The 17861-nt window shown below is 64.2% G+C and carries 11 protein-coding genes and 2 rRNA genes; 6 read left to right on the top strand and 7 right to left on the bottom strand.

Annotation, left to right across the window (positions count from 1 at the left end):
- Nucleotides 1-2 precede the first annotated feature (2 nt).
- A complete protein-coding gene (locus DOD19_RS00830) occupies nt 3-620 on the top strand; it encodes a hemolysin III family protein (protein WP_024979196.1) in 618 nt (205 codons plus the stop codon).
- A 56-nt stretch (nt 621-676) separates the two neighbouring features.
- Here the strand turns inward: DOD19_RS00830 and DOD19_RS00825 are convergent, their stop codons facing one another.
- The 4 genes from DOD19_RS00825 to DOD19_RS00810 all read right to left on the bottom strand — a co-directional run bounded on the left by DOD19_RS00825 (nt 677) and on the right by DOD19_RS00810 (nt 6819).
- Nucleotides 677-2386: a long-chain fatty acid--CoA ligase gene (locus DOD19_RS00825; protein WP_024979197.1), complete on the bottom strand. Its 1710-nt coding sequence runs from the start codon at nt 2384-2386 to the stop codon at nt 677-679.
- A 150-nt stretch (nt 2387-2536) separates the two neighbouring features.
- Nucleotides 2537-3634, bottom strand: a complete 1098-nt coding sequence (locus tag DOD19_RS00820; protein WP_112183560.1) for an aminopeptidase — start codon at nt 3632-3634, stop codon at nt 2537-2539.
- Nucleotides 3635-3644: 10 nt separating this feature from the next.
- On the bottom strand, nt 3645-5741 hold the full coding sequence (locus DOD19_RS00815) for a molybdopterin oxidoreductase family protein (protein ID WP_112183558.1): 2097 nt from the start codon (nt 5739-5741) through the stop codon (nt 3645-3647).
- A gap of 82 nt (nt 5742-5823) precedes the next feature.
- On the bottom strand, nt 5824-6819 hold the full coding sequence (locus DOD19_RS00810) for a LacI family DNA-binding transcriptional regulator (protein ID WP_112183556.1): 996 nt from the start codon (nt 6817-6819) through the stop codon (nt 5824-5826).
- Nucleotides 6820-7035: 216 nt separating this feature from the next.
- On the opposite strand from DOD19_RS00810, the gene ptsP reads away from it, so the two are divergent.
- The 4 genes from ptsP to DOD19_RS00790 all read left to right on the top strand — a co-directional run bounded on the left by ptsP (nt 7036) and on the right by DOD19_RS00790 (nt 13601).
- Complete coding sequence (gene ptsP, locus DOD19_RS00805; RefSeq protein ID WP_112183554.1) at nt 7036-9576, top strand: phosphoenolpyruvate--protein phosphotransferase; 2541 nt, start codon at nt 7036-7038, stop codon at nt 9574-9576.
- The gene (gene pfkB, locus DOD19_RS00800; protein ID WP_112183552.1) at nt 9573-10529 is read left to right on the top strand and encodes a 1-phosphofructokinase; all 957 of its coding nucleotides are present in this window, start codon (nt 9573-9575) and stop codon (nt 10527-10529) included. Before ptsP ends, pfkB begins: the two co-directional genes overlap by 4 nt.
- A 50-nt stretch (nt 10530-10579) precedes the next feature.
- Nucleotides 10580-12295: a fructose-specific PTS transporter subunit EIIC gene (locus DOD19_RS00795; RefSeq protein ID WP_112183550.1), complete on the top strand. Its 1716-nt coding sequence runs from the start codon at nt 10580-10582 to the stop codon at nt 12293-12295.
- A gap of 148 nt (nt 12296-12443) precedes the next feature.
- Nucleotides 12444-13601, top strand: coding sequence for an ABC transporter substrate-binding protein (locus DOD19_RS00790; RefSeq protein WP_112183548.1), 1158 nt, complete (start codon nt 12444-12446; stop codon nt 13599-13601).
- A 53-nt stretch (nt 13602-13654) separates the two neighbouring features.
- On the opposite strand, the gene argE is transcribed toward DOD19_RS00790, so the two are convergent.
- A complete protein-coding gene (gene argE / locus DOD19_RS00785; RefSeq protein ID WP_024979205.1) occupies nt 13655-14851 on the bottom strand; it encodes an acetylornithine deacetylase in 1197 nt (398 codons plus the stop codon).
- A 267-nt stretch (nt 14852-15118) separates the two neighbouring features.
- Here argE and DOD19_RS00780 point away from each other — a divergent pair, with 267 nt between their 5' ends.
- Complete coding sequence (locus DOD19_RS00780; protein WP_112183699.1) at nt 15119-16309, top strand: M20 aminoacylase family protein; 1191 nt, start codon at nt 15119-15121, stop codon at nt 16307-16309.
- Between the two features lie 179 nt (nt 16310-16488).
- On the opposite strand, the gene rrf is transcribed toward DOD19_RS00780, so the two are convergent.
- Together rrf and DOD19_RS00770 are read right to left on the bottom strand one after the other, a co-directional pair.
- A 5S ribosomal RNA gene (gene rrf, locus DOD19_RS00775) occupies nt 16489-16601 on the bottom strand.
- Between the two features lie 117 nt (nt 16602-16718).
- Nucleotides 16719-17861 (bottom strand): 23S ribosomal RNA (locus tag DOD19_RS00770); the annotation flags it as partial.

The raw sequence follows: 17861 nt of genomic DNA, 5'->3' as shown, positions 1-17861 counted from the left end.
GTATGTATCGCGGAGAACGTTTTAACGGCTTCAGCCACCTGGCCGGAGCCATCCTTGCCGCCGGGGGCATGGCCGTTCTGGTAACGTCATCCGCCCTGCACCACGACGCGTGGAAGGTCGTTAGCTCCGTGGTCTACGGCACCACGCTCGTCCTGCTCTACACAATCTCCACGCTGTATCACAGCCTGCGCGGCCCCGCCAAAAGCATCTTCCAGCGGCTGGACTATTGCGCCATCTACCTGTTGATCGCCGGTAGCTACACACCGTTTGCGCTAGTGACGCTGCGCGGCCCCTGGGGCTGGGCGCTGTTCGGCATCAACTGGGTGCTGGCAGCCATCGGCATTGCACAGGAACTCTGGATCGGCCACCGCACGCGCCTGTTCTCACTGCTGATCTACGTGGTGATGGGCTGGCTGGTGCTGATTGCCATGGGGCCGCTGGCAGCCGCGCTGCCTGCGCCGGGCCTGTGGTGGCTGGTAGCGGGTGGCGCGCTTTATACGACGGGCATCGGCTTCTTTCTCTTTGACGAGAAGGTGCGGCACTTCCACGGCATCTGGCACCTGTTCGTGCTGGCCGGCAGTGCGTGCCAGTTCGTCAGCATCCTGCTGTACGTCGGTTGATACGCTATGAAAAAAGCCGCGACGAATCGCGGCTTTTTCTTTACAGCTACGCAGACTCAGGCACGCTTTTTCATCGCTTCGTCGCGCAGTTCACGGCGCAGGATCTTGCCGACGTTGGTCTTCGGCAGTTCATTGCGGAACTCGATGAACTTCGGACGCTTGTAGCCGGTGAGCTGTTCCTTACAGAACTCCTGCAGCTTCTGCTCCGTGAGCGTCGGATCGCGACGCACCACGAACAGCTTCACCACTTCGCCGGAATGCACGTCGGGCACGCCCACGGCGGCCACTTCCAGCACGCCCGGGCACATCGCCACCACGCCTTCGATCTCGTTCGGGTACACGTTGAAGCCCGATACCAGGATCATGTCCTTCTTGCGATCGACGATCTTGGTGTAGCCGCGCTCGTCCATCACGCCTACGTCGCCGGTCTTGAAGAAGCCGTCGGCGTACATGACCTTGGCGGTCTCGTCCGGGCGCTTCCAGTAACCGGCCATGACCTGCGGGCCTCGGATGCAGATTTCGCCCGGCTGGCCGATCGGCTGATCGCGGCCTTCGTCGTCGCGAATGGCGATTTCAGTGCCCGGAATCGGCAACCCCACGGTGCCCGAAAACTTGTCGGTATCGGTCGGGTTGCAGATGGCCGACGGCGAGGTTTCCGACAGACCATAGCCTTCGATGATCGGGCAGCCCGTCACCTCGAGCCACTTTTTGGCAACGGCTTCCTGCACCGCCATGCCGCCGCCGTTGGCCACGCGCAGGTTGGAGCAATCGACGTCCTTGAACTCGGGGTTGTTCAGCAGCGCGTTGTACAGCGTGTTCACGGCTGGGAACATGTGGAAGCGGTACTGCTTGAGCACCTTGATGAAGCCGGGGATGTCGCGCGGGTTCGGGATCAACACCGCCAGCCCGCCCTTGCGCATCGACAGCAGGCAGCACACCGTCAGCGCAAAGATGTGATACAGCGGCAGCGCCGTGATGGTGATGATCTCTTCGTCGGCAGCCAGCATGCGGCCGTCGCGGCCGGGCTTGGTGAGCGCCGGGTTCATCCACGCCTCCGATTGCAGCACGTTGGCAACGATGTTCCGGTGCAGCAGCGTCGCGCCCTTCGACACGCCGGTCGTGCCGCCTGTGTATTGCAGGAAGGCCACGTCGTCGGGCCCGACGGAGGTCGGCTTGAGCGTCTGCTTGGTGCCCTCTTGCAGCGCGGTGTTGAAGCGGATGCAGCTGGGCAGTTCCCACGCCGGCACCATCTTCTTGACGCTGCGCACGACGAAATTGACCAGCATGCCCTTGAGCCCGCCAAGCATGTCGCCCATGCTGGCCACCACGATGTGCTTGATCGGTGTATTGGGCAGCACCTGCTGTAGCGTCGTCGCGAAGTTCTCCAGGATGATGATGGCCTCGGCGCCACTGTCCTTGAGCTGGTGTTCCAGTTCGCGCGGGGTGTAAAGCGGATTGACGTTGACGACCACATAGCCGGCGCGCAGCACGGCGGCTAGAGCCACCGGGTACTGCAGTACGTTCGGCATCATCAGCGCAACACGTGCACCAGGCGCCAGGCCACGCGATTGCAGCCACGCCGCAAGTTGGCGCGAGAGCGTATCCAGCTCGCCGTAGGTCAGCACCTTGCCCATGCATTCAAACGCACGGCGGTTGCGGTTCTTCTGGAAAGAATCCTCAAGCAGATGGGCCAGTGATCGATACTGCGATGCATCGATCTCGGCCGGCACCCCAGCGGGGTACTGCTTCAGCCACGGCTTATCCATGGGTGTGTCTCCTGGCGATTGTCGATTTTTTCGAATGGTCGTTCGTTTTTTTCGGCATCCTACGCGGATGTCTGTGTCAAAACAATAACTTAGACAGTTCCCTCAGCCGGTCCAGGCTGCTTGAAACCGGTGCAGAAAACGATCTTGGCATCACTTTTGCGTGATGCCCTCCGACTTGGCCATCGCCGCAGGCGCGAGCACCCGCAGTGCTGCCTCGCGCTGTTGTTTGGATTCGCGCGCCATGGCTTTGACGTCGGCATAGAAGCGCGCCCAGTCGCCGCCGTCGCGGTGGTACAGCGCCGTGAACGCCGGCACCCATTCCAGGTAGCTCGCGACCGCGCCCAGGTGCGCATTCGACAGCGGCTGCGCAAACCAGCGGTCGTAACCGGTATAACCGCCCCAGCTTGCTTTGAGCTTGGCGTAATCCGCCTGCAGGCTCGCGAAGATGGCGCGTTTTCCGGCGCGTTTCTCATCGTCTGAGACGGGGCTCGCATACAGCGCCTCGAGCCGGTTGCGGTACTCCAGCAGCAGGGCGCGGAATTGTACGCGCCGGGCGTCGTACGTAGCGTATTCCGCGCGAATTTCCGGGGTGGCGGCATCGGCCAGCCAGCGTTCGACGCCAATGGTCTCGACGGTGGTAGCAAACGATTCGTTGAACGCCGTATCGCCCTTGGCGTAGACGATCTGATGCGCCAGCTCATGAAAAATCAGCCGCGCCAGCTCGCCTTCGGGCAGGCCGACGAAGGTGTTGAGCAATGGATCGTCGAAATAACCCAGTGTGGAATACGCAGGAATGCCGGCCACATCCACGTCAAGGCCTTGGGCGCGCAAGGTATCGGCGTAGGCCATGGCGGCGTTGCGGTCGTAATACCCGCGATAGGTCACGCAGCCGACGACAAGAAAGCACCATTCCTTGAGCTTGACCGACAGTTCGGGTGCGGCAAATACGTTCCACACCGCAAAGGGGCGCTTGAGATTGGCGTAGACGCGATAGCTGCCGTTGTCGGGCAAGCCCAGCTCGCGCGAGGCATAGATGCGAATGCTGCGCGCATCTTCCAAGCGCTTGGCGAGCTTGTCGTTGTGGGCCTGCCGCGCGTTGTCGATGGCTTGGTCGATCGACTCGCGCTGCGCCATCAGCGAGAGATGTCCGCTGACCGACTGGTAGTAATAGCCAACGGTGTCGCAGCCGGCCAGCAACGCCGAACCGGCAAGCGACAGCGCAAGGCACAGCGCGCGTGCGGCACGCATGATGGCCTCGTCAGGCGGCCTGTGCCAACGGCGCGACCTCGACCAGGCAATCGTAGAACGTAGGCGCACGCCCCATGTCGGTCAGCCGCTGACTGGTCAGCTCGTTCGCGTTGGTGCCATCGGGTGCGAGCTTTTTCCACCAGATCGACAGGCCGACGACCACGCCGCGCCGCGCACGGTCGGTCACGCGGGCGCGCGCCTGCATGGTGCCGCGATCGTTGAAGATGCGGACCAGTTCGCCATCGACGACACCGCGTGCATTCGCGTCGTCTGGGTGGATGTCGAGATGCGGCTCGCCTTCGGTGTTGCGCAGGCTGTCGACGTTGACGAAGGTGGAGTTCAGGAAATTGCGCGCCGGCGGTGAGATCATCGACAGCGGATAACGCTTGGCCAGCTCTGGCGTGCTGATCGCCGACTCATGCGGCGGCACATAGCCGGGCAGCGGGTCGAGTCCGTCTTTGGCCATCTGTTCGGAATAGAACTCGCAGCGGCCGGACGGCGTGCGATAGCCGCCACGTGCCAGCGGCGCGGCCGGGTGCGCCAGCTTCTGCCAACCCTCGCGCTTAAGCGTGGCCCAGTCGATGTGCGCGGCGGCTGGGTCGTCACGGCGAACGGCCTGGGCGGCGATGTCGTCGTCGGAATCGGCAAAGCAGGTGTCGTTAAAACCCATGCGTTGCGCGAGACGGCGAAAAATCTCGGTGTTCGGCAGCGACTGGCCCATTGGCGCAATGGCAGCGTTGTTGGCCAGCACGTAGGTGTGGCCATAAGCCTTGTGCACATCGACGTGTTCGAGCTGCGTGGTCGCGGGCAGCACGATGTCGGCGTAGTCGGCCGTGTCGGTCTGGAAATGCTCGAGCACCACGGTGAAAAGGTCTTCGCGTGCAAAGCCCGCGGCGACCTTGCGCGAGTCCGGCGCCACCGCCACCGGGTTGCTGTTGTAGACCACCACCGCCTCGACCTTCGGCCCGAACGACGCATCGCCTGCATGCAGCAGCGCATCGCCGATGGTGCTCATGTTGATCGTGCGCGGCATGCTTGGCCACGTCGGCAGCAAGTCAGGGCGCTGCAGCTTCGCATTGTCGATAGGGAAGAAGCCGGACGTCGACAGTTGCAGGCCGCCCGCCGCATCGCGCCACGCGCCCACCAGCGACGGCAGGCATGCGACCGCGCGCACGCCCTGCCCGCCGCCATGCGCGCGCTGCATGCCGTAGTTCAGGCGAATCGCCACCGGTTGCTTGTCGCGCACGACGGTCGTGCCGTACAGCTTGGCGAGCCACTCGATATCCGCCGCGGCCACGCCGCACAGCGTGGCCGCATATTCCGGCGTGTATTGCTGCGCGCGCTCACGCAGCGCATCGAAGCCCAGCGTATGGTTGGCGATGTACTCGTGGTCGAGCAGGTCATCACGGATCAACACGTGGATCATCGCCAGCGCCAGCGCCGCATCTGTACCGGGGCGCACCGCCAGATGGTGATGGCACTTCTCTGCCGTCAGCGAGCGATACGGATCGATGGCGACGAGCGTGGCGCCGCGCCGTTTCGCTTCCTGCGCGCGTGTCCAGAAATGCAGGTTCGACGCGATCGGATTGGCGCCCCAGATCAGGATGAGCTTGGCATCCTGCACGTGCTCGATGTCCATGCCAAGGCTTGCGCCATACGTGTAACGCAGCGCCGTCGCGCCGGCCGATGCACAGATCGTGCGATCGAGCAGCGACGCCCCGAGCTTATGGAAGAAGCGCGCGGCCATGCTCTCGCCCTGCACCAGGCCCATCGTGCCGGCATAGCTGTACGGAAGGATGGCCTCCGGATTGCGCGCCGCGATGTCGCCCAGGCGCGTGGCGATGGTGTCGATGGCCTCGTCCCACGAGATCGGTTCGAACTTGCCCTCGCCCTTGGCGCCCACGCGCTTCATCGGCGTCAGCAGGCGGTTCGGATGGTACGTGCGCTCTGCATACCGATTGACCTTGGTGCACAGCACGCCGGCCGTCGTCGGGTGGTCCGGATCGCCCTGCACGCGGGTGGCACGGCCGTCCTCGACGGTGACGAGCAAGGCGCAGGTGTCGGGGCAGTCGTGCGGGCAGGCGGCACGGATGACTTGGGTGGACATCAAGGGGCTCCGGATTGGGTGGCGGCTGGCGCATGTCGGTGTCATCGCCCAGCCGCAGGTATCCGGAAATTGTAATCGCCCGCTAGGGGCTTCGCAGCGGTGTGGAGCCGCGCGTGACGAGCCGCCCCGTGAGCAACACGCGACGCGTCGGCAAGGCCGGCTGCGCGAGGCGGTCCTGCAACATCGCCATTGCCATGCGGCCGATGTCGTAGACCGGCTGTTCGATCACGGTGATGCCCGGGCCGGCGAGTTCCGTCCAAGGCTCATTGTCAAAGCCCGCCACGGCGATGTCGCGAGGCACATCCAGCGAAAGCCGCCGCAACGCACGCAGCACGCCGAGCAGCGATTGCGCGTTACTCGCAACCAGCGCGTCGGGCCGCTCACGTTCTGCGCCGGACAGCCAGGCCAGCGTCTCGGCCTCCGCCGCCTCGGCAGTGGGCAGGATGAAGCGTGCCTCGGCGGTCATGCCGTGGCGCGCCAGCGCCGTCGCAAATCCGGCCTGACGCTCAGCGCCCGTGCTGCTGGTCCGCCCGAACAAGCCGCCGATACGCCGGTAACCCTGCGCGGCGAGATGCTCGGCCAGCGCTTGCGCGGCCTGCTGGTTGTCGAGCACCACGGCATCGGTCCCACAGGCCGGGCCCGCTCGGTCGATCAGCACGACCGGGTAGCCGAGGTGCACCGGTTGCTGCGCTTCGGCAATGCCGCGCGTCGGCGAGAGGATGACGCCGGTCACGCGCTCCTCTTCCATCAGGCGCAGGTACATCGCCTCCTTCTCAGGGTCTTCGTCGGAATTGCAGAGGATGACGCGCAGGCCGGCGGCATAGGCCGCGTCTTCCACCGCCCGGCTGACGCTGGTGAAGAACGGGTTGCGGATGTCCGACACGATCAGCCCGACGGTCTGCGCCTGCTGCGAGCGCAGCCGCCGCGCCGACAGGTTCGGCCGATACCCGGACGCTGCCACCGCCGCATCGACACGCCGGCGCAGTTCTGCGCTCACGGGGCCGCCGGCGAGCGCGCGTGACACCGTTGCCACCGACACCCCCGCCGCCGCCGCTACGTCCTTGATTCGAACCGTCATGCTGAAATCGTTTCCAAAGAAAGCGTCATCATAGCGAATGACCGCATTACCTCCAATCTCTCGCTCTCCTAGGGAAAACCCCGTAAATACTGGGATGAGCGTCACTTTGTGTGGCGCCGCACATTGACACTCGCACTGTAATCGATTTCAATTCGCGATCATCGACGACACGCATGCCGGGCCTTGGAGCACGGCAGCCGCAGGAGACCCCGCCGCATGGCTTCCGCCCTGATCTGCGCCGAACGCATCCGTCTGCAACAACGCGCCACCGACAAGGAAAGCGCCATCCGCGCCGCCGGCCAATTGCTGGCCGACGCCGGCTGCATCGACCCCGCCTATATCGACAGCCTGCTGCGCCGCGAGACCGTGGCCAACACCTTTCTCGGTCACGGCGTCGCCATTCCTCACGGCATGGGCGAGGACCGCCACCTGATCCGCCAGACGGGCATTGCGGTGCTGCAATTTCCCGAGGGGCTGGAGTGGCACCCAGGGCAGACCACGCACCTCGTGTTTGCCATTGCCGCGCAGTCGGACGAGCACATCACGCTGCTGCGCCGGCTGACGCGGCTGCTGAATGACGACGCACGCCTGCGGCAGCTCTTCACCACGCAGAACGCCGAAGAGCTTGTTGCCGCGCTCTCTAGCGACGCACCCGCGCCCGCCACCAGCACGCCCGGTGCCGACCTCGCCGAGCAGCGCACCTTGACGCTGGAATACCCGAGTGGCCTGCACGCCCGCCCGGCCGCGCAGTGGGTGGAAACCGCTCGCCGCTTTGCCGCGCGCGTGCAAGTGCGCCATGGCAACGAAACCGCCGACGCAAAGAACCTGGTGGCGTTGCTGCAACTGGGGCTTGCAGTTGGCGCCAAGCTCACCCTCTCCGCGGAAGGCCCCGACGCCGGTGCCGCGCTCGACGCCCTCCAGCAAACCATCCGCGGCCTGACGGCACAGGAACGTGCCCAGGTCGCACGCGACACGCAAGCAGCCCGCACGCGCCAGACCGCGCACGGGTGGCAAGCCGACGCGGCGTTGCCGGCCATCGGCGGCATTGCGGCGAGTCCCGGGCTGGCGATCGGCCCCATCCACGTGCTCCAGCACGGCGCGTCGACCGTGCCTGATCACCCGGTCGCACTGACCACCGGCGGCGATCTGCTCGATCAGGCGCTGGCCAGCACGCGCGCCGAGCTGCAAGCCCTAGCACGCGACACCGCCGCCCGCCTGGGCGAAGCGGAAGCGGGTATCTTCAAGGCCCAGGCCGAACTGCTGGGCGATACCGACCTCATGACGCTGACGTGTCAGGCCATGGTCGAGGGGCATGGCGTGGCGTGGTCCTGGCATCAGGCCGTCGAACGCTTGGCCGAGCGGCTGGGCGCGCTCGGCAACCCGCTCCTGGCAGCGCGCGCGGCGGATTTGCGCGACGTGGGGCGGCGCGTGCTCGGCCATATCGATCCGTCGCTGCGCAGTGCAGCGCAGACACTGCCGGACACGCCCTGCATCCTGGTTGCGGCGGATCTCTCTCCCTCGGATACGGCGGCACTCGATACGCGACGCATCATCGGCATCGTCACTGCGCAAGGCGGTCCGACCTCGCACACGGCCATCCTGACGCGCACGCTGGGCATCCCGGCCGTCGTGGCCGCCGGCCCTGCAGTACTCGATGTGGCCACGGGCACGCAAGCCATCATCGACGGCACCGGCGGCCGTCTGGTGCTGGATCCCGATGCCGCCAGCATCGCCAGCGCCCGCGCCTGGCTGCAGGAAGACGCCGCCCGTGTGCAGCGTGAGCAGGCAGAGCGCGGCTTGCCCGGCCGCACACGTGACGGCCACACGGTCGAGATCGCCGCCAACGTCAACCTGCCCGCGCAGGCGGTCGAAGCCATCACGCTCGGCGCGGAAGGCGTTGGCCTGATGCGCACCGAATTCCTGTTCCTCGAACGCGATCACGCGCCCGACGAAGACACGCAATACGCCGTCTACGCCGATATGCTCAACGCCCTCGGCGGCCGCCCGCTGATCGTGCGCGCGCTGGACATCGGCGGCGACAAGCAGGTCCCGCATCTGAACCTGCCGACGGAAGACAACCCGTTCCTCGGTGTGCGCGGTGCGCGGCTGCTGTTGCGCCGGCCCGACCTCATGGAGCCGCAACTCCGAGCGCTGTATCGTGCCGCCCGCGATGCTGGCGAGGCGACTGCGTTGTCGATCATGTTTCCGATGATCACCTCATTGGAAGAAGTGACGTCACTGCGGGCCGCATGCGAGCGCATCCGCGCTGAACTCGACGCGCCGGTGGTGCCGCTGGGCATCATGGTGGAGGTACCAGCCGCCGCGCTGCTGGCCGATCGACTGGCCGAGCATGTCGACTTCTTCTCCATCGGAACAAACGACCTCACGCAATACACGCTGGCGATCGATCGCCAGCATCCTGACTTGGCGGCCGAGGCCGACAGCCTGCACCCGACGGTGCTGCGCCTGATTCAGCAGACCGTGCAAGGCGCCGCACACCACGGGCGCTGGGTGGGCGTATGTGGCGGCTTGGCGGGAGACCCGTTCGGCGCGCTGCTGCTCACCGGGCTTGGCGTGCATGAACTGTCGATGAGCCCGCGCGATATTGCCCCGGTCAAGGCGCGGCTGCGTGAGGCGCACATCCGCGCGCTGTCGCAGCTCGCCGAACGGGCGTTGGCGTGTGCGTCCGCCCAGGAGGTGCGTGCCCTGGAGACCACGTTGCCGATGCAAGCCGGTGGTAAGGAGATGGCCGCATGAGCAAGCAGCCGCGCATCGTCACCGTCACGCTCAACCCGGCCATCGACATGACCATCGGTCTGGAGCGCCTTGAACGCGGCCGCGTCAACATCGGCCGCAGCGTCACGCAACAGGCCGGCGGCAAAGGTGTCAACGTCGCAGCCTGTCTGGCCGATTGGCGGGTGCCGGTGATCGCCACGGGCCTCCTCGGGGACGCCAATGCCGAGCTGTTCGAAGCGCTGTTTGCGCGCAAGGGCGTGCTTGATGGCTTCTGCCGCGTGCCCGGCACCAATCGCACCAACATCAAGATCAGCGACCAGGCAGACGGGCAGACCACCGACATCAATCTGCCAGGCATCGACGCCACGTCCGCCGAGTTCGACGCGCTGTGCGACCGCATCGACGCATTCGCCGACATTGCGGGCGCGGCGCTGTGCGGCAGCCTGGCCGGGGGCTTGCAGCCCGATAGCTACCTGAGATTGCTGGCCCGGCTGAACCGCCGCGGTGTCCCCACCTTGCTCGATACGAGCGGCGCCCCGCTGGCGCAGGTGCTGGCCGCGCCGCGCGAGGCGCTGCCGACGGCCATCAAGCCCAACCGGCACGAACTGGAACTGTGGGCAGGCACAGCGCTGCCCACGCTGGCTGAAACGGTGGACGTGGCGCGCGCCATCCATGCGCTTGGCGTGGCGCAGGTCATCGTTTCACTGGGCGAGGACGGCGCGCTGTTCGTCACAGAGGAAGGCACGTGGCAAGCAAGCCTGCCGCCGGTACGCGCCGCCAGTACCGTCGGCGCGGGTGACGCCATGGTCGCCGGCGTGCTGGCCAGTTGGCATGCCGGTGCTGGCATGGAAGAGACCGTGCGCCTTTCGGTGGCCTTTGCCGCATGCAAGTTGCAACGCCTGGGCCCGCACCTCCCGGCCCCGGGGCAGGTACGCGAACGCGCGGCCGCCGTCCAGATGCAGCGCGTGGCCTGACGCCGCGTACATCGCATCGCCACACGCTCAACGCATTCAAGGAGCCGATCATGGCAAACCTGCTGGCAATTCTCGGTGCGGATGGCCGCACCACCCGCGCGATGCTCGCCGGTGCGGCACTGCGCCATGCGGCGCGCGAATCGGGCTACAAGCTCGACGTGGACGTGCGCGGCCCGGACGCCGCCTCGGTCGTCGACACGGCGGCGCTCACCACCGCCGAGGCCGTCGTCTGGGCTGGTCTCTCGCCCAATGAGGCGGCTCGCCACGCCAATCCGCGCATGCTTGAAGTCACGCTGGACGAAGTGCTGGCCGATGCCCGGGCCGTGCTGGCGCGCATGATGCACAACGCCCCGCCCGCACAGAAAGCCGGCGTGCAAGCTCAACGCATCGTCGCCATCACATCGTGCCCGACCGGAATCGCCCATACCTTCATGGCCGCCGAGGCGCTCACGCAGGCGGCCGGCGCGCTTGGTCACACGATCCACGTAGAAACGCAGGGCTCGGTGGGCGCACAGAACACGTTGTCGGCCGATGCCATCGCGAGTGCGGATCTCGTGCTGATCGCCGCCGACACGCAGGTAGACCTGTCACGCTTTGTCGGCAAGCGCGTCTTCCGCGCCGGCACGAAGGCCGCCATTCACGATGGGCAAGCGCTGATCCGCCGCGCCTTGGAAGAGGCGTCCGTGGAAGGCAGCGGAACAGCGCAATCAGGAGGCACCGCTGCCGCCGCTGCCGAACAGCAGCGCACCGGCCCTTACAAGCACCTGATGACCGGCGTGTCGTTCATGCTGCCCTTCGTGGTGGCGGGGGGCATTCTGATTGCGCTAGCGTTTGCCCTGGGCGGCATCTACGTGACGGACCCTTCGTCCAGCCACACGCTGGGCGGCGCGCTGTTCCAGATCGGTGCCAAATCGGCGTTTGCCTTGATGGTGCCTGTGCTTGCCGGATACATCGCCTATTCGATCGCCAGCCGGCCGGGTATTGCCCCCGGGATGGTCGGCGGCATGCTGGCCGCCAGCCTCGGGGCCGGGTTTCTTGGCGGCATCGTGGCCGGGTTCGTCGCCGGCTATGGCACCGAGGCGCTCAACCGTTGGCTGAAGTTGCCGCGCAATCTGGAAGGGCTGAAACCGGTGCTGATTCTGCCGGTGCTCGGCTGCCTGCTGACGGGCCTGGTGATGCTGTATGTGGTCGGTGCGCCAGTCGCCGCGCTCCTCGCCTCCCTCACGAGCTGGCTGCGGGGCATGCAAGGCGCCAACGCCGTACCGCTGGGCGCACTTCTGGGCGGCATGATGGCCTTTGACATGGGCGGCCCCATCAACAAGGCCGCGTATGCCTTCAGCACGGGGCTGATCGGCGCACAGGTCTACACGCCGATGGCGGCCACCATGGCGGCAGGTATGACGCCACCGCTGGGCATCGCTCTGGCGGCATGGCTGTTCCCCTCGCGGTTCACCCGAGACGAACGCCAGGCGGCAAGGGCCACCGCCGTGCTCGGCCTCGCCTTCATCAGCGAGGGGGCGATCCCATATGCGGCCCGGGACCCATTCCGGGTCATTCCCGCACTTGTGGTGGGCTCCGCCTGCGCGGGCGCCCTATCGATGCTGTTCGGGGTGGAACTGCGCGTGCCGCACGGCGGGGCATTCGTGCTGCCGATCCCGAACGCGGTGACGCACCTGGGGGGCTATGTGGTGGCGCTGGTGGCCGGCACCGTTGTTACCGCCGTGTTGCTTGCAGTGATGAAGCGCCGGGTGACTGAAGCCGCCTGAAACGGCGCCCCGTGTGAAGGAAGCCGTGCACATCGTGCGGCTTCTTTGTCTCAAAAACGCTCAAAAGCGACGCTGGCCGCCCGATTCTGTTTGCCTCCCCAGCCCGTTTAGCTATGATGCCGGGCAAATCAACTCTCGGGGGAGAGCAATGCAATCTCGCAGAATCACCGAACTGATGGCCATGTTCGCAGCGGGCATCATCGGCATAGCGTCAAGCGGCGCGAGCGCCGAGACGGGCGTGAGCAACGACGCGATCATCGTCGGCCAATCGGCGCCGATGAGCGGGCCGGCGGCGCAACTCGGTCAACAGATGAACCGCGGCGCTCAGCTTTACTTCAATGCCGTCAACGCGGCAGGCGGCGTCAACGGACGCAAGATCGAGCTGAAGGTGCTCGACGATTTCTACGAACCCGATGCGGCTGCCCGCAACACAAAGACGCTGATCGAAGACACCAAGGTCTTCGCCCTGTTCGGCTATGTTGGCACGCCTACGAGCCTGGCAGCGCTGAAGATCGCCAACCCGGCCGGCGTGCCTTTCTTTGCGCCCTACTCCGGCGCCTCGGCGCTGCGCGAGCCCTTCGCACGCAATGTGTTCCACGTGCGCGCCAGCTACAACGATGAAACCGCCGCCATCGTCCAGCAGGTCCACACTACGGGGCTGAAGCGCATTGCCGTGGTCTATAACGACGATGCCTACGGCAAGGCCGGCCTGGACGGTGTGCAACGCGCGCTTAAGCTTCCCGCCAACCAGGGTGTGTCGCTGGCGGCACAGGCCAGCGTGACGCGCAACACCACCGACGTGAAGGGTGCAATCGGCACCGTGCTTGCACAAAAGCCGGACGCCATCGTCGTCATCAGCGCTTACCAAACGGTGGCGGCGTTGGTCAAAGGGGCGCAGGAACAGGGCTACGCTGGTCAGTTCTACAACGTATCGTTCGTCGGCACCAAGGCGCTGGCCAATACGCTGGGCAAGGCCGGCGGCGGCGTGATCATCTCGCAGGTGATGCCGTATCCGTATAGCGGTGCATCGCCCGTGGTGCGCGACTACCAGAAGCTGCTTAAATCCGACGGCATTACCGATTTCGACTACGGAAGCATCGAGGGCTATGTCGCGGCGCGCGTCTTTGTTGAAGGTCTCAAGCGTGCTGGCCGCGACCTGACTCGCGAGAAGTTCATCGGTGCGCTGGAGTCGATGGGCAACTACGACGTGGGCGGCTTCAACGTGAACTTCTCGCCCTCCAACCACGTGGGCTCCAAGTTTGTTGAGATGACGATCATCAACTCGAACGGTCAAGTGATCCGCTGAACGCGCATCGTCCATAAGCAAAAAGCCGGGCCACATGCCCGGTTTTTTTTCGCTCAAGCCGGCTGTGTCTGCCGCTGCGCGAGCCGCCGCATGAACGCCTCGCACTGCGCAATCTGCGCGAGTTCGATGTACTCGTTAGGCTTGTGCGCCTGCTCGATATTGCCCGGACCGCACACCACAGTCGGGATGCCCGCGCGCGAGAACAGTCCGGCTTCTGTCCCATAGTCGACCTTGCCGACCGTGCCCCGGCTATCAGCCAACGCTTGCGCCAGCGTCACCAGCTCGTGCGACGGCGCAATCGACAGGCCCGGCGTGTTCGCCTTCATGGCGAAGCTGATGTCAGCATCGGCAGAAATCTCGCGCATCTGCGGCAGCAACGTCTGTTGCGCATAGCGCTCGACCTCGCCGAAAAGCCAATCCGGATCGGTACCCGGGAGATAGCGGAAATCGAAGGTAAATTCGCAATCGCGCGGCACCACGTTGGTGGCAATGCCGCCCTTGATCGTGCCCGTGTTCAAGGTGGTGTGCGGCACGACAAAGGCGACATCGCGTGCCTCTTCCGCCGCCAGACGCGCGGCTAGCGAGCGAATATGCGCAATCAGCAGCGCCGCAAACTCGATGGCATTCACGCCCTGCGGCGTCAACGCGGAATGCGCTTCCTTGCCGCGCACGCAGCATCGATATTCGCGCTTGCCCTTGTGCGCAATGATGGCGCGCATCGACGTGGGTTCGCCGACGATGCACCCCGCAGGCTGAATGCCGCTGGCCTCCAGATCACGCAGCAGGCTGCGCACGCCCACGCAGCCGATCTCTTCGTCGTACGACAGCGAGAGATGAAAGCTGGCATCGCCCTCCACCGCCATGAACGCGGGCACATTCGCGAGCGCCACGGCAATGAAGCTCTTCATGTCGGCCGTGCCGCGCCCGTACAGGCGGCCATCGCGGATCTGAGCATCGAATGGGTTCGTCTCCCACGACTGGCCATCGACGGGCACCACATCGGTATGCCCAGACAGCACCAGCCCTGGCTTGCTGCCTGGTGATAGCGTTGCAAACAGGTTCGCCTTGCCGCCCGTTGCGTCATACGTGAGTCTGCAGTCCGCCCCCTGGGCTTGCAGGCGATCGCGCACCCACTCGATCAGGCCAAGATTGGAGTTGCGGCTGACCGTATCGAACGCCACCAGGGTGCGAATCAATTGCAGAACTTCGTCGGAAGGGTGCGGTGCGGCAGCGATGGCGTCGGCAGACATGATGGGGTTCGGGTCGTTCACGTAGCGCTCGAGAACTGCGGCGGGCGGGGGGGATATCGGCGGCGCGCCGTTAATTGGCGAACCTCCAGTGTAGGCGTTTCAGCCGCTCGGCTTTGACTGTAAGCGAGGGCGCACAAGCCATCGCGTGAAGAATCCATACGAAACTGCATGGACAGATCAAGCAATTGGCTGATGGCCGGTCGGAAATCGCCCTTCGGCGTATCATCGAACGTGATTCCGAACTTTCAGCCAGAACACGAGCATCTCATGAAGCTGATCCCAGAAATCCAAGCCGCGCAGCCCGAGATCCAAGCGCTGCGACGCGACATCCATGCGCACCCCGAACTCTGCTTCGAAGAGCAGCGCACTTCCGATCTGGTCGCCGCGAAGCTCGCCGAATGGGGCATCGAAGTGCATCGGGGCCTGGGCAAGACCGGCTTGGTTGGCGTTATCCGCAACGGTGAGGGCAAGAGCATCGGCCTGCGCGCCGATATGGACGCACTACCGCTCGCCGAGGCCAACCAGTTCGAGCATCGCTCCAAACACGACGGCAAGATGCACGCGTGCGGCCACGACGGCCACACGGCAATGCTGCTCGGCGCTGCACATTACCTGTCCAAGCACCGCAATTTCAGCGGCACCGCAAACCTGATCTTCCAACCCGCCGAAGAAGGCGGCGGCGGCGCACGCGAGATGATCAAGGACGGCCTGTTCGATCGCTTCCCGTGCGACGCCGTCTTTGGCTTGCACAACTGGCCGGGCGTGCCGGTCGGCGCATTCGGCACACGCGCCGGCGCGCTAATGGCATCGAGCAACGAGTTCCGCATCACGATCAAGGGAAAGGGCGCGCACGCCGCGCTACCGCACAACGGCAACGATCCGGTGTTTGTCGGGGCTCAGGTGGTATCGGCACTGCAAGGCATCATCACGCGCAACAAGCGCCCGATCGACACCGCAGTCCTCTCCGTCACACAGTTCCATGCCGGTGACGCGACCAACATCATTCCGAACGAAGCTTGGATAGGCGGCACGGTACGCACCTTCTCCACCGAAGTCCTCGACTTGATCGAGCGCCGCATGGAAGAAGTCTCTAGGGGCATCGCCGCCGCATACGGTTGCACGATCGACTTCGTCTTCCACCGCAACTACCCCCCGACTGTGAACACGGAAAATGAAACGCAGTTTGCGGCGGCTGTGATGCGAGAGCTGGTGGGCGCAGATAACGTGGAAGCCAATATCGATCCGACCATGGGCGCCGAAGATTTCTCGTTCATGCTGATCGAGAAGCCTGGCTGCTTCGCCTTCATTGGCAACGGCGACGGCGACCACCGCGAGCAAGGCCACGGTCTGGGCCCGTGTATGCTGCACAATCCAAGCTACGACTTCAATGACGAGTTGCTGCCGCTGGGCGCGACATATTGGGTTCGCCTAGTCGAGAAATTCTTGGCACGTAGCTAATAAGCCCGCTGGTGTGACCGTAAAAGCCTCCGTTGGGAGGCGTTTTGTTTTTGGGGAGAGGCGGAGGGGAGTGTTGCTGGGATCTGTCTGGCGGATCAATGCAGCAAGCCGGGTGCGAGCCGATTGCGCAAAGGCAAACACCCCAGCTCTAAGGTAGAGCTGGGGTGTTGTATGGGAGAGCCTGGCGATGACCTACTTTCACACGGGAATCCGCACTATCATCGGCGCGGAGTCGTTTCACGGTCCTGTTCGGGATGGGAAGGGGTGGTACCGACTCGCTATGGTCACCAGGCTATGACTTGTCGTCCCGTTGACGAGGTCAACGGGACCAATATGGGAATGTAGATTTTGGGTTGTGAGTTGTGTGTATCAGGCACAAGGCGGACCCAGCCGGAAACATACCGGTTATAGGATCAAGCCGCACGGGCAATTAGTACTGGTTAGCTGAACGCATTACTGCGCTTCCACACCCAGCCTATCAACGTCCTGGTCTCGAACGACCCTTCAGGGAGATCAAGTCTCCAGGGAATCCTCATCTTCAGGCAAGTTTCCCGCTTAGATGCTTTCAGCGGTTATCTCTTCCGTACATAGCTACCCTGCGATGCCTCTGGCGAGACAACAGGTACACCAGCGGTACGTCCACTCCGGTCCTCTCGTACTAGGAGCAGCCCCCGTCAAGATTCCAACGCCCACGGCAGATAGGGACCAAACTGTCTCACGACGTTTTAAACCCAGCTCACGTACCTCTTTAAATGGCGAACAGCCATACCCTTGGGACCGGCTACAGCCCCAGGATGAGATGAGCCGACATCGAGGTGCCAAACACCGCCGTCGATATGAACTCTTGGGCGGTATCAGCCTGTTATCCCCAGAGTACCTTTTATCCGTTGAGCGATGGCCCTTCCATACAGAACCACCGGATCACTATGTCCTGCTTTCGCACCTGCTCGACTTGTCGGTCTCGCAGTTAAGCACGCTTTTGCCATTGCACTTTAGGTACGATGTCCGACCGTACCAAGCGTACCTTCGAACTCCTCCGTTACACTTTGGGAGGAGACCGCCCCAGTCAAACTGCCTACCATGCACTGTCCCCGACCCGGATTCACGGGCCAAGGTTAGAACCTCAAACAAACCAGGGTGGTATTTCAAGGTCGGCTCCACCGAAACTAGCGTCCCGGTTTCAAAGCCTCCCACCTATCCTACACAGATCGGTTCAAAGTCCAATGCAAAGCTACAGTAAAGGTTCATGGGGTCTTTCCGTCTAGCCGCGGGGAGATTGCATCATCACAAACACTTCAACTTCGCTGAGTCTCGGGAGGAGACAGTGTGGCCATCGTTACGCCATTCGTGCAGGTCGGAACTTACCCGACAAGGAATTTCGCTACCTTAGGACCGTTATAGTTACGGCCGCCGTTTACCGGGACTTCAATCAAGAGCTTGCACCCCATCATTTAATCTTCCGGCACCGGGCAGGCGTCACACCCTATACGTCCACTTTCGTGTTTGCAGAGTGCTGTGTTTTTATTAAACAGTCGCAGCCACCATTTTATTG

It is taken from the genome of Ralstonia sp. GX3-BWBA (assembly GCF_003290055.1).
Lineage (GTDB): Bacteria > Pseudomonadota > Gammaproteobacteria > Burkholderiales > Burkholderiaceae > Ralstonia > Ralstonia holmesii.
This window is presented reverse-complemented; position numbering and strand designations above follow the sequence as displayed.